This window comes from Paenarthrobacter sp. NPDC090522 (assembly GCF_044769225.1).
Lineage (GTDB): Bacteria > Actinomycetota > Actinomycetes > Actinomycetales > Micrococcaceae > Arthrobacter.
The window spans coordinates 96,018-108,858 of the sequence record NZ_JBIVXL010000005.1 but is presented as its reverse complement, the minus strand read 5'-3'; the positions used below and the strand labels follow the sequence as shown (position 1 = coordinate 108,858).

Here is a 12,841-nt window from a genome sequence, read left to right as displayed (position 1 = left end):
GTTACTTCTTCGCTTCGTCTTCGTCGATGATCTCGGCGTCGACGATGTCCTCGTCGGCCTTGTCGCCGGCGGCACCTGCGGAGGCACCTTCAGCACCGGCACCCGGGGCGTCGGCTGCTGCGGCCTGCGAGTAGATGGCTTCGCCGAGCTTGGTCTGGGAAGCCTGCAGCTTCTCAAACGCCGTCTTCACGGCTGCGTCGTCGGTGCCTTCGAGCGCAGACTTGAGGGAGTCGACGTCGGCCTTGACCTCGGTCTTGACCTCTTCAGGCAGCTTGTCCTCGTTTTCGGCGATGAGCTTCTCCACCGAGTAGGCCAGCTGCTCAGCGGAGTTACGGGTGTCCGTAGCTTCACGGCGTGCCTTGTCCTCGGCAGCGTGTTCCTCGGCTTCGCGGACCATGCGGTCAATGTCGTCCTTGGAGAGTGCCGTGCCACCGGTGATGGTCATGGACTGTTCCTTGCCAGTGCCCTTGTCCTTGGCGGACACGTGCACAATGCCGTTGGCGTCGATGTCGAAGGTGACCTCGACCTGCGGAACGCCACGCGGTGCCGGGGCGATGCCGGTCAGTTCGAACGTGCCCAGCGGCTTGTTGTCGCGGGTGAATTCACGCTCGCCCTGGAAGACCTGGATGGCCACGGACGGCTGGTTGTCGTCAGCGGTGGTGAAGGTCTCCGAACGCTTGGTGGGGATAGCCGTGTTGCGCTCGATGAGGTGCGTCATGACGCCACCCTTGGTTTCGATGCCGAGGGACAGCGGCGTGACGTCGATGAGCAGGACGTCCTTGCGCTCGCCCTTCAGTACACCGGCCTGGAGTGCGGCACCAACGGCCACAACCTCATCCGGGTTGACGCCCTTGTTGGGCTCCTTGCCGCCGGCGAGTTCCTTGACGAGCTCGGAGACAGCAGGCATACGGGTGGAGCCACCGACGAGCACGATGTGGTCGATGTCCGAAACCTTGATGCCGGCTTCAGCGATGACGTCGTGGAACGGCTTCTTGGTGCGGTCCAGCAGGTCCTTGGTGAGGTCCTGGAACTTGGCGCGGGTGAGCTGCTCGTCCAGGTGGACCGGGCCGTCGGGGGTGACGGACAGGTACTGGAGGGAGATGTTGGTGCTGGTGGAGGAAGACAGTTCCTTCTTGGCCTGCTCTGCGGCTTCGCGGAGACGCTGAAGGGCGATCTTGTCCTTGGAGAGGTCGATGCCCTTGACCTTGAGCTGGCTCAAGAGCCATTCGACGACGCGGTTGTCCCAGTCGTCGCCACCGAGGCGGTTGTCACCGGCCGTTGCGCGGACCTGGATGGTGGAGAAGTTGTCTTCGTCCTTGCCAACTTCGAGGAGGGAGACGTCGAACGTACCGCCACCGAGGTCGAAGACCAGGATGAGTTCGTCTTCCTTGCCCTTGTCCAGCCCGTAAGCCAAGGCAGCCGCGGTGGGCTCGTTGACGATGCGGAGGACGTTGAGGCCCGCGATTTCGCCGGCTTCCTTGGTGGACTGGCGCTCGGCGTCGTTGAAGTAGGCCGGAACGGTGATCACAGCGTCGGTGACCTTTTCGCCCAAGTAGCTCTCGGCGTCGTTCTTAAGCTTCATGAGGATACGCGCGGAAATTTCCTGCGGCGTGTACTTCTTGTCATCGATGGCGACGGTCCAGTCGGTGCCCATGTGGCGCTTGACGGAGGCAATGGTGCGGTCGATGTTGTTGACGGCCTGGCGCTTGGCGATCTCGCCAACCAGGACTTCGCCGGACTTGGAGAACGCGACGACGGACGGCGTGGTGCGGCCGCCTTCTGCGTTGGCGATGACGGTGGGCTCGCCACCTTCAAGAACAGAGACCACGGAGTTGGTGGTTCCGAGGTCGATACCTACTGCACGTGACATATCTTGTTTCCTTTCAATGACCGATGTTGATGATTGCACTCGAACAGCACTCTCCGCCAAGGCGGTTTTGCTGTCGGGAGCCCACTCAACAATCGGCTAGTTGAGCGTTCTGCACTCAACTGTACTCAGCCTCGAAAAGATGTCAATCCAAAGTTGAGTGAGGTACGCTCAACTTTGCGGCTCAACGTCCCTACTTCCCAGTGTTTACGCGGAATGCCGGGCTCGTTTCGCCTACGGTGAACTGCTCAGGTGGCTCCGGCTTGTACACCCACGCCACGAGCACCACCGAAATGATCATCAACAGGAACCACGCCAGCAGCTTGTCGATCGAGACAGCCTGCCACCCGTTCAACTGGTTCGGGTAGAGCCAGGCGCGGGACCACGTGCCGATGTTCTCCGCGAACCAGATGAACAGCGCCACCAGCAGGAACGACACCAGGATGGGCATCCGGAAGCGCTTGCGGAACACCCGGTAGTTCATCACGCACCGCCCGTAGACAAGTACGACGGCGGCCAGCAGCACCCAGCGGAAGTCGAAGATGTAGTGGTGCGAGAAGAAATTGACGTAGATCCCGGCAGCTACGAGGGCCGTGATCCAGCGCTTGGGGTAGCGGTCGAAACGGAGGTCAAACAGCCGGAATACCCGCACCATGTAGGAGCCCACGGCCGCGTACATGAAGCCGCTGAACAAGGGAACCGCACCAATTCGAAGGATGCCCTCCGCTTCATAGGACCACGAGCCGACGTCCGTCTTGAACAACTCCATGACCGTCCCCACCACATGGAACAGGACGATCACGCGAAGCTCACGCAAGGTCTCCAGCCGGAAGACCACCATCAACATCTGGATGGCCACGGCCGCGAGGGTCAGGAAGTCGTTGCTGGCCAGGCCGGCCTCGGAGGGATACCAGAGCCGCACCGCAATGATCACAGCCAGCAGGGAAGCTCCGAAAACGCAGGCCCACGCCTGCTTCAGGCCGAAGACGACGAACTCCGTGAGTCCCGCCCGAAGACGCCCGGCTGATCGGTCCAGGTAGCGGTGGGCGAGCCGGTCGATGGACTGTTCAACCGACGTCGAATTACGCATGCCGCACCGCGCGCTGGGCCGGGGCCGGCTTCAGGGTACTCAGGCAATAATCCCGAGGCCAGTGACGGATCCGCTGCGGCAAACGGGGATACACGTGCCCCACAACACGCATGGCACGGTCGAAACGCCGGGCATGCACCGGCGTCCAATCGAATCCGAACCCCTGCCGCAGATGGTCCGGCAACAGACCAACCGTCAGGAACCGGGCAACGGGCATCACGAGGCGCATGAGGGCCGGACCGCCCACCGGATAGAGCAAGTCGCGGGCGATCTTCCGTGCCTTATCGTCCGGCCGCAGCACCGCCATCTGCGCGCTCCAGTACTCGGCAAACGCCGCACGGTCCGCTGGCCACATGTCCGCCGGAAGCTGCAGGGCTGTGCCGATCCGGGCGTAGTCCTGGTACATGAGGTCCGCGGTCTCGTCGTCGAGCGTGCCATGGACCTGCTCGTAGACAGTGAGCGCCGTGTTGTAGAGGGTGGCCACCACCCAGAGCTGTGATGAGGCATCGAAGGCGTTATAGCCCTTGGACTTGCCATCGGCCGCGCTCCGGACCGGGGCATGGGCCCGATTGACCGCGCGGCGGACAGCGGCGACCTGCTCCTCGGTCCCGTACACCACGGCGTAGACGTAAGTCAGCGTGGCCTTGAGCCGGTCCTGCGGACGGTCGACGAAATTGCTGTGGTTCGCCACGCCGTGACCTACCCGCGGGTCGGCGATCTGCAGGAGAATGGCACGCCCGGCACCGGCGAGCAGGACGCCCTCCGCCCCGATATCTGCCAGTCCACGAGCCATCCGAATACTCTACTTCCGCCGCCTACAGCCCGGCGACTCCCTGCAGGACAGCCAGCTGGTGTTCGAAGAGTTCATCGCGGGCGGCAAAGGTGTCCGCGCCGTACTGGCCAAACACCTCAAAACTGACCGCCCCAAACAACGATGTCCACACGAGCACACCCCTCGCGAGCGACGCATCCGGTGCCGCCAGCCCCATCTCCGAACGGATTCTCGCCAAGTCCCCCGCGAGCTTGGGGTGAATTACGACGGCGGGAGGCACCGCCGCTGTCAACGCACCGGCCCGGTACGCGGCGTCGAAAATCCCGACGAGGCGCACAATGACCCGGGTGCCGGGCACCGTGGTGCGCTCCCCAGGGGCTCGGTATCCGGGGACGGGGCTGCCGAACAGGAGTGCGTACCTTGACGGTTCCCGGAGCGCCCATCTCCTGACGGCCATGCCCAACGCTTGGAACTGCCCCGCGAAGTCCTGTCCGCCGGCGGAGTCCACCGCCGCGTCTACCTCGTCACCGAGATCGTTGTAGGCATCGATGAGGAGGAGGGTCAGCAATTCGTCGCGGCTCTCCACGTAGCGGTAAACGGCCGAGGAGACCACTCCAAGGTCGCGGGCAACTGCGCGAAGGGAAAGTGCGGCAGCTCCATGTGTGGCCAGATGTTCCCTGCCGAGTCGGACGATGTCGGCGATGGTCTGGGCGCGGGCGCGCTGCCTGGGCGTGGTCGGCTTCACTTTGGCTGTTGGCGACATGGGAACAGCTTGCCACATTTGAGAGCGGGGTCAACAAAAGAGAGCAGTGCTCTTGACTTTAGGGCGGCGCGGGTTCATTCTGAATCCATGAGAGCACTGCTCTCTATTTCACAGGAAGCCAGGAAAGGAACCCCATGTACGTCGTCACCGGAGCAGGACCCGTTGGATGGACCGTGGCTGAAACTCTCGCCATGCAAGGGAACGAGGTCCGGGTGGTCACCAGATCAGGCAGCGGACCGGAGCATCCCCTGATCCAACGCGTGCGCGGAGACGCCTCTGACGCCGCTCAGTTCAGCGAAGCAGTTCGCGGCGCGCAGGCGATCTTCCATTGCATTCACGGTTCCAAGTACCGCGCAAAGGAATGGGCAGCTGAACTTCCTGAAGCCGAGCGGGTGGTGATGGATGCCGCGGCAGCCGCGGGCGCCGTCGTCGTTTTTCCTGAAAGCCTCTACTCCTACAGCGAGCCCGACAGCGTCATGACGGAAACCGGCCCACGCGAGGCGACCGGCGGTAAGCGTGGCGTCCGTACCTCGCTATTGAAGGCGCGGGAGGCGCACTCGGCCAACACCGCCAGTGTGGTGGCGGGCGACTTCTTCGGGCCGCGGGTCATGATGGCCCACGCCGGCGAGCGCATGGTGCCACTGGTCCTGGCGGGCAAGACGGTCCAGGTGCTGGGCAGCGCGGACCAGCCGCACTCCTTTACCTTCGTCCCCGACCTGGCCGCGGCCATGATTGCTGCGGCCCAAAGGCCCGAGCTGTGGAACCGTGTGCTTCACGCGCCGACTGGTCCGGCGACGACCCAGCGCGCACTTGCCGGCGCCTACGCTGCTGCGGCGGAAGTTGGGACACCGAAGGTGAGCGCGATCCCCGGCTGGGTCTTGCGTGTCGCCGGCGTTTTCGCCACGGACATGCGGGAACTGGCCGAGATGCTGTACCAGTTCGAGCGGCCGTTCGTCATGGACTCGAGTGAGAGCCAAAAGCTCCTTGGCCTGGACCCGACTCCCCTCCCGGATGCAGCGGCGGCAACAGTGGCGTGGTGGCAGGCGAAGCGCGCGACGCTGGCTTAAAACCTGCTCGATGTCACTGCGACTGCCATAATGCCAAGTTCTGCCAGTCCTCGGGAAATCCCATGCTTACGTACGGAGAAAGGAGTTCAGCCCCACCTGGGGCGCGAAGCCTGATATCCAACTTCTTAATGTGGGTTCCAAAGGTCAGGTGCCAATTGGTTCCGCCGGAGTGCGACCGAAGCATGAAAGCCAGGGTTGCAGCATAAATGTAGAGTCTCTGATGTGCTTTGGGCGTGGCCGTAAAGTCAGGTCGAGTCAGATGTGCCAAAAAGGCGCCGATGGTGTCGTGCTCCTTGAGCGAGATAGCCCTTTTGAAAGCCCGATTGAAAAGCCGGGAGCCGTGCGCAGACGCGTTCCGGAAGTCGACCATCATCCGGAGCACTGCACCGAAGCGCCGCGGGTGGGCGAACCCAAACATGCGCGCTACCTCGCGAGCATCAGGTGTCTGCATCAATTCAAAGAGATACGGCAAATTTCCGAAGCTCAGCACCTCGGTGACGGCCCAGATAGGGACCTCTTGCTGCGGATACTTCAGCAAGTGATGCTTGAGGAAATCTTCGTCTTCTGCCGCTGCCCCGACAGCGCCCCGCCAGGTGGAGGTCCATGCCTCAAACTTCGTGCGACCTCCCGCGGGCCGATCACAATTGTGCTCATCAAGGAACCTCTTGGACGCATGTGCGGCCACATCCTTCGCCGCGAGGGTATGGGCAATCGCAGCCCTCAGACGAACTTCGAAGTCCATCAGGCCTTCTTGGCAGACGCGGGCGAGTTTGAAATCGAACGCTTCCAACGCCATGACATGGTCGATACTTGCGCCGGGGATGTAGTCATCCGAACGGTACTGGTGGAGTCTGATGTCGACTTCGTGGGCCGGAAGAAGTCGTCGAAAGATGTATCGGTACGCACCCGACCGGAAGTAGCCTACCCGGCTAAGGAACGTCAGCGCTGTATCGCGGTCAGGAACTGCCAGACCACGGTCCTCCAGATGTTAAAGCAACTCTTCGCGCTCTTTGAATTCCTTGGTGTACTCCACACTTCGCCGACTCGTCCCGTTAACGAAAATTGCCCCCTTGAGCCGAAGCTCAGAGGGGGGCAATGTCTGATGGGTAGAACGTAACACATTTACCTGTGAACCGGGCAGGAGGGCTTCGAGATTGTTGGGCGCGGCGCCGGTGCGAGTGTGGAGGCCGGTGAGGATTTGGTGTTCAAGAGCCGCAACGGACCAACCGTTTTGGACGGCTTTGGACGCATACCAACGCCGCAGATCGTGGTTCCTGACTTTGTTCAGGAGCGTGACGTTGTGGCTCCAACTCAATTGTCCAGACGGTGTCTGGACGATTGGTTCAGGACCGGTCCACGCGGCCGCGAACGCGCGCATGTTGTAGACATTGGTCCGGGAAAATCCCTTCATATGTGGGAATTCCGAGCGCAGGTCACGCGCCAGTCTGTCCAAGGTTTTGCTGCCCCACGCCTCGTTGGCCTGCCGATCCAGGATCGTCCGTCCGATGTTCCAGTACAGCTCGATCATGGCGGTGTTCACCACTCGTTGGGCCCGGAACTGCGCCTGACGCACGAGGTCCTTGAGGGACGTGAGTGCAGCCGCATAGTCACGCGGCAGCTCGGGCTCGATCTGGGGTAAGGACGGAACGCGCAAGCCGGTCATGACTTTGGGATTGACTTCCATGGGTCGAGCCTCTCATCTGGCACTGACATTCATGGCCGACCAGGAGTTTACAGACGAAATGGCGTCGCGCAGGCGCCTGGGATTTACCGCTCTTGTCACACAATTAACCACCCATTCACACCACCCTCGACGTCTGTCAACGAAGGTTCCTTAGCGTCGAGGCCATGGACAACATCACCCGCAGATCCCTCATTTCCGCCGGTCTGGGCGCCGGCCTGGTTGCCGCCCTCCCCAACAATGCGGTGGCCGTTTCAACAGCGGACGACGCCGGGCTCCGCGCCGACCCGTTCACGCTCGGTATCGCCTCCGGCGAGCCGTGGCCGGACGGCTTCGTGCTGTGGACCCGCTTGGCTGTAAACCCCGTGGCCGAAGACGGCTTGGGCGGCATGCCGTCCCGCAACGTCGCCGTTGCCTGGGAGGTGGCCGAGGACCAGGCGATGCGCCGGACAGTAGCCCGCGGCGTCGAACATGCCCGGATCGAAAGCGCCGACTCAGTGCACGTCGAAGTAAAAGGCCTCCAGCCGGGCCGCGAGTACTTCTACCGGTTCCGGACGGGCCGCCACGTCAGCGCTGTGGGACGTACCCTCACCAGCCCCGCCCCCGGTGAAACACCGGCTGCCCTCGCCATGGCCTTTGCCAGCTGCGCCCAGTACGAGCACGGTTACTTCACGGCCTACTCCCGCCTCGCGGAGGACCACCCGGACCTGGTGCTCCACCTGGGCGACTACCTCTATGAATACAAGAAGGGCAGTTACGTGATCGGCGGCGGCAACCCGCGCGACCACGAAGGTCCGGAGACGGTCAACCTGGCCGGCTACCGCCAGCGGCACGCACAGTACAAGGCCGACACCGACCTTCAGGCCGCCCATGCCATTGCCCCGTGGCTGGTGGTGTGGGACGACCACGAGGTGGACAACAACTGGGCTGACGACATCCCGGAGAACAGCGACCCTGCCCAGCTCAACGACACCACCGAGCACTTCCGGCAGCGTCGGGCGGCGGCATTCCAGGCATACTACGAGAACATGCCCCTGCGCCGGTCCTCGTTGCCGGCGGGCTTCGACATGAAGATCTACCGCACCATCCAGTGGGGCCAACTGGCCAACTTCCACATGATGGACACCCGGCAGTACCGCGACGACCAGCTCGCCGGTGATGGCTGGCGGAAGAACGTGGCCGAGCGCCTGGACGAGAACCGCACCATCACCGGCGCCGAACAGGAAAAGTGGCTGCTCGACGGCTTCCGGAACTCCACACAGCGCTGGGACATCCTGGGCCAGCAGGTCTTCTTCGCCGAGCGGGACCGCGACAAGGCGTCCGACGTCGACGACGTGTCCATGGACGGCTGGGACGGGTACGCCGCCTCCCGCCGCCGCATCACCCAGGGTTGGGTGGACGCAAAGGTGCGCAACGCCGTCGTGCTTACCGGCGACGTGCACCGCCACTGGGCCACGGACCTGAAGGTGGATTACAAGGATCCGGCTTCCCCGGTGGTCGGTTCGGAACTGGTGTGCTCCTCCATCACGTCCACGGGCGATGGCAGCGGCTCAACCACGGACCCGACCATGGCCTGGAACCCGCACCTGAAGTTCTACAACGACAACCGCGGCTACGTGAACACCCGCATCACCAAGGACTCCATGACGGCGGATTTCCGCGTGCTGGACTACGTCACCAGGCCCGGCGCACCGGTCAGCACCAAGAAGTCCTTCACCATCAACGATCGGGTTCCCGGCCTGGCCTAACCCGTCCGGGGAACCCCACCCAACTGGGGGACAGCACCTGCTCCATTCACGGCTCAGTGGAACGTTTGCTGTCCCCTGGTTGGGTACCGGGCCGGGCGTTTTCAAACGAATGGAGATACCCCTGTTTCCCCAGTGACTACGGGCAACAGCGGGAGTAACCTATTCCCAGTTACGTTTGTGGGTCACCTAACCGCTGGGGTTCTGCCGTGGGCTATGTGCGTTCGTCGCTGTCCGACCTTCTCGGGGTCCTTTCCGACGCCGTCGCTCCCCAACGCGTCAGGTTCGACGACGGCTCCCCCACCGCAGGCGTCCCGGCACCCGACGCTCCAGTAGTAGTCCACGCCGTGGCCCTCAACCGGGTGGGCCGTTCCCGCCGCGACGGACCCGTACTCGATCTCGAACTGCGCGTGGCCATCGAATGCCACGGCCCCGAACAACTCGACAACATGGAACGGCTCCTGCTTTCCGTGGAGCGCCACAGCCAGTACTCCATCGTTTCCAGCAACGAGTATCGGCCCGGCGAGTATCAGGAAAGCATCGAAGACGGGCTCGGGTTCCTGGTCCGCATCCCCGTCGCGCTGCGCTTCGAAGAACCCTCCGGACCACCCGTCCTGGAGCCACTCATCGCCAAGACCGGCGTTGCCCGGCGCATCCACGGACGCTTGGTGGACGTCCACAACAAAGGCATCCCCGACGCCTACATCCACGCCCATTCCTCCGCCACGGCTGTCGTCAGCGATGCGACCGGCCACTTTGAGGTCCTGGCCTCGGCGGACGAACTCCAGCACTTTGCCGTAGCGGTACGCGGCACTGAACGGGAAGTCTCGGCCAGCACCAGCAGCCTGCCGGTCATCATCCGGTGGACCTGAGCCCGCTTGGCGGGTAGGAAAGGGAGTGCACCATGGCGAACTATCAGGCGCCAGGCGTTTACGTACAGGAAGTGCCCAGCGGCGCACGAGCCATCGGGCAAGTGAACACGAGCATCGCCGGCTTTGTGGGCCTGGCACCGGACAAGAATGCCTTGGTGGGTGAACTTCGCGTACTGGACAACTGGACCCAGTTCGTGGACCAATACGTCGGCAACGCGGCTGCGGGGACGCCCCTCTCCAACGCTGTCTACGGCTTCTTCTCAAACGGAGGAAGCCGTTGCTATGTGGTGAACATCGGGGCGGACGGCAGCCTGACCGGGACCGCCTCGGCGCCGAACGGACTGACGCTCTTCGAAGCCGTGGACGACATTTCCATGGTGGCAGCCCCCGGCTACGCCACCGCCGAAGCCTACGCGGCATTGCAGGCACACGTTGAACACCCGCTGCGCCAGGACCGCATGGCCATCATGGACACGCTGGAGAAAATAGACGACGTCGGTGCGCTCACCCGGGCGGCGACGTCCGGGGTTCCGGAGGACACTGGTTCGGCTTCGTCTCCGAAGAAAAGCGACAGCACACCCGAGGCGGACGGCCAGGAAGACCTGGGAGCCCCACAATCACCCGGGGGCTACACGGCGCTGTACTTTCCGTGGATCGTGATGATCGACCCCGTTTCCGGCCAGAAGGTAACCCAACCGCCGTCGGGCCATATCGCCGGTGTGTGGGCGCGTGTTGACGCCACCCGCGGAGTCCACAAGGCGCCAGCCAACGAACCGATCCAGGGCGCGCTCGATCTGGTGCGGCGCGTGAGCCGGGGCGAGCAGGAGGTCCTCAACCCCGCGGGCGTGAACTGCATCCGCTACTTCCCCGGCGAAGGCATCCGTGTGTGGGGTGCACGGACCAAGGCCCCCGAAGCCAGCGAATACCGCTACGTGAACGTCCGGCGGCTGACCAACATGATTAAGGAATCCGTGGCGGACGGGACGCGCTGGGTGGTCTTCGAACCCAACGACCACACCCTGTGGAAGTCGATCCGGCGGGACATTGGCGCGTTCCTCACCAACGTCTGGCGGGATGGCGCCCTGCTCGGGACTACTCCTCAACAGGCCTTCTTCGTCAAGTGCGACGAGGAAACCAACCCACCCGAAGTCCGCGACGCCGGGCAAGTGGTCACGCTGATTGGCATCGCGCCTGTGAAACCGGCCGAGTTCGTGATCTTCAAGCTCATGCAGTCGGCCGAAAACACCAGCCAGACCGAGAACGCAGGAGCCTGACATGAGCACCCCAACCCCTGCAGCCCAACCCGGAAACGTGGTGGACCCGTACCGCGCGTACAACTTCAAGCTCGTGATCCAGGGCGTGGTGCAAGGACATTTCACCAACGTCGAGGGTCTGGGCCTGAAAATCGGCCGCATTCTCTACCGTTCCGGCGGCGAAAACAGCACCGTCCGGGTCATCCCCGGCCAAGTCGAATACACGCCCGTCACGTTGAAGTACGGCCTGACCGATTCCACGGAAATGCTGCAGTGGCTTTTCAAAGCAGTGAACGGGACGGTGGAACGGCGCAACGTGTCCATCGCCATGCTCAACGATGCCGGTTCCGCGGAAGTCCGGCGCTGGAACCTCCTGGGCGCCTGGCCGTGCGACTGGTTCGGAGCACCCCTCGATGCGCTGGGGAAGGACCTCGCGATCGAAACCCTGAGCATCGCGTACGACCGCCTGGAGCTCGACGATGCCCGCGCTCCCGTCGCCTGACCCCTTTTCTTGGCGGCGGGCACTGGCCGGACGGTTGCGCCGCGTGGCCGCATGGGTGGAGCCGGTTCGCGGTTCTGACGCCGCCTGGGCGCCTGATGCCAGCCTGGGCCCGGCGACGGGTGCCAGCGAGGTGTCCGGCGGGGGTCCCGCGTCGGGGTTCTTTGAGGAAGGCACGACGGCGGCCCGCGGCTTCGACCTCGACGGCGCGCCCGAGCATTGGGTTGCGTTGCTGCGGGATGCAGGACTGGCCCCGCCCGCTGCCCCCACCTCCGCTGCCCCCGCCTCCCCCGCCTCCGCTGCGAGGCCTGCTCCCGTTGTCGGGCCCGCTCTGCGTGCTTTCCGCCGACTTTGGCGCGCAAAGAGGACCCCACAACACGAACCCACTCCCGTTGCTGGGCCCGCTATGCGCCCTCCCGAACCAACATTCCACGCAGAGCGGGCCCCACAACAAACTCCTGCCCTGCGGCTGCGCACACCATCCCACCCCGAAGAACCCCAAGCGCCCACAAGCACTCCCCTTGCTGGGCCCGCTCTGCGCCCCAACCAGCCAACAAAGAGCGCACAGCAGGCCCCACGCGTCGTTCGCACCCAGGCGCCTCCCGTTGCGGGGCCCGCTATGCGTGCTTCCGAGCATCCAATGAACGCAGAACAGGCCCCTCAACGGACACCTGCCCTGCGGCTTCGCACACCATCCCAACCCGAAACACCCCAAGCCCCCGCAGGGACTTCCGTTGCTGCCCCCGCTGTACGTGCTTCGGAGCACCCAGAAGACGCAGAGCAGGCCCCTCAACGGACACCTGCCCTGCGGCTTCGCACACCATCCCAACCCGAAACACCCCAAGCCCCCGCAGGGACTCCGGTTGCTGCCCCCGCTGTACGTGCTTCGGAGCACCCAGAAGACGCAGAGCAGGCCCCACAGCGAACTCCGGCCATCAGGCTGCGCACACCATCCCAGCCCGAAACACCCCAAGCGCCCACCAACACTCCCGTTGCGAGGCCCGCCCTGCGCCCCAACCAACCACCAAAGAGCGCAGAGCAGGCCCAGCAACACAGTCAACGCCAGCCAAACCGCACCCACTCCACCGCACACATGCCAGCTCCCGCGCTGCAAGGCACCTGGCCCGAACTCGCGCCCAGGCCCACACTCCAGCAAGCACACCCAGCCAGCGCCCTGACCCAGACCATCGCCCGCCAATCCCGCCTGGACCAAGAACAGCAGGCGGTCTGAC

12 protein-coding genes are annotated in these 12,841 nt (G+C 63.9%); 6 read left to right on the top strand and 6 right to left on the bottom strand.

Annotated elements, in window-relative coordinates:
- Position 1: 1 nt before the first annotated feature.
- The 4 genes from dnaK to ACIQT2_RS07810 all read right to left on the bottom strand — a co-directional run bounded on the left by dnaK (position 2) and on the right by ACIQT2_RS07810 (position 4,492).
- The gene (gene dnaK / locus ACIQT2_RS07825; protein ID WP_400271150.1) at positions 2-1,870 is read right to left on the bottom strand and encodes a molecular chaperone DnaK; all 1,869 of its coding nucleotides are present in this window, start codon (positions 1,868-1,870) and stop codon (positions 2-4) included.
- Positions 1,871-2,060: 190 nt separating this feature from the next.
- Positions 2,061-2,957, bottom strand: a complete 897-nt coding sequence (locus ACIQT2_RS07820; RefSeq protein WP_402945205.1) for a DUF817 domain-containing protein — start codon at positions 2,955-2,957, stop codon at positions 2,061-2,063.
- On the bottom strand, positions 2,950-3,750 hold the full coding sequence (locus ACIQT2_RS07815) for an oxygenase MpaB family protein (RefSeq protein ID WP_402945202.1): 801 nt from the start codon (positions 3,748-3,750) through the stop codon (positions 2,950-2,952). The genes ACIQT2_RS07820 and ACIQT2_RS07815 overlap by 8 nt, the downstream gene beginning before the upstream one ends.
- Positions 3,751-3,772: 22 nt before the next feature.
- Positions 3,773-4,492, bottom strand: a complete 720-nt coding sequence (locus tag ACIQT2_RS07810; protein WP_402945199.1) for a TetR/AcrR family transcriptional regulator — start codon at positions 4,490-4,492, stop codon at positions 3,773-3,775.
- A 134-nt stretch (positions 4,493-4,626) separates the two neighbouring features.
- On the opposite strand from ACIQT2_RS07810, the gene ACIQT2_RS07805 reads away from it, so the two are divergent.
- The gene (locus ACIQT2_RS07805; protein ID WP_402945197.1) at positions 4,627-5,559 is read left to right on the top strand and encodes an NAD-dependent epimerase/dehydratase family protein; all 933 of its coding nucleotides are present in this window, start codon (positions 4,627-4,629) and stop codon (positions 5,557-5,559) included.
- Positions 5,560-5,572: 13 nt separating this feature from the next.
- On the opposite strand, the gene ACIQT2_RS07800 is transcribed toward ACIQT2_RS07805, so the two are convergent.
- Together ACIQT2_RS07800 and ACIQT2_RS07795 are read right to left on the bottom strand one after the other, a co-directional pair.
- Positions 5,573-6,502, bottom strand: coding sequence for an Abi family protein (locus ACIQT2_RS07800; RefSeq protein ID WP_402945636.1), 930 nt, complete (start codon positions 6,500-6,502; stop codon positions 5,573-5,575).
- Between the two features lie 45 nt (positions 6,503-6,547).
- A complete protein-coding gene (locus ACIQT2_RS07795; protein WP_402945194.1) occupies positions 6,548-7,243 on the bottom strand; it encodes a DUF1016 N-terminal domain-containing protein in 696 nt (231 codons plus the stop codon).
- A gap of 164 nt (positions 7,244-7,407) precedes the next feature.
- On the opposite strand from ACIQT2_RS07795, the gene ACIQT2_RS07790 reads away from it, so the two are divergent.
- From ACIQT2_RS07790 to ACIQT2_RS07770, 5 genes are all read left to right on the top strand, one after another.
- The gene (locus ACIQT2_RS07790) at positions 7,408-8,988 is read left to right on the top strand and encodes an alkaline phosphatase D family protein (protein ID WP_402945191.1); all 1,581 of its coding nucleotides are present in this window, start codon (positions 7,408-7,410) and stop codon (positions 8,986-8,988) included.
- 206 nt (positions 8,989-9,194) lie between these two features.
- Positions 9,195-9,857: a hypothetical protein gene (locus ACIQT2_RS07785; RefSeq protein ID WP_397323587.1), complete on the top strand. Its 663-nt coding sequence runs from the start codon at positions 9,195-9,197 to the stop codon at positions 9,855-9,857.
- Between the two features lie 32 nt (positions 9,858-9,889).
- On the top strand, positions 9,890-11,131 hold the full coding sequence (locus ACIQT2_RS07780; RefSeq protein ID WP_402945188.1) for a phage tail sheath family protein: 1,242 nt from the start codon (positions 9,890-9,892) through the stop codon (positions 11,129-11,131).
- Position 11,132: 1 nt separating this feature from the next.
- Entirely contained in the window at positions 11,133-11,612 is a 480-nt protein-coding gene (locus ACIQT2_RS07775; RefSeq protein ID WP_397323589.1) for a phage tail protein, read from the top strand.
- Positions 11,613-12,702: 1,090 nt separating this feature from the next.
- Positions 12,703-12,840, top strand: a complete 138-nt coding sequence (locus tag ACIQT2_RS07770) for a hypothetical protein (protein WP_402945185.1) — start codon at positions 12,703-12,705, stop codon at positions 12,838-12,840.
- Position 12,841: the final 1 nt, after the last annotated feature.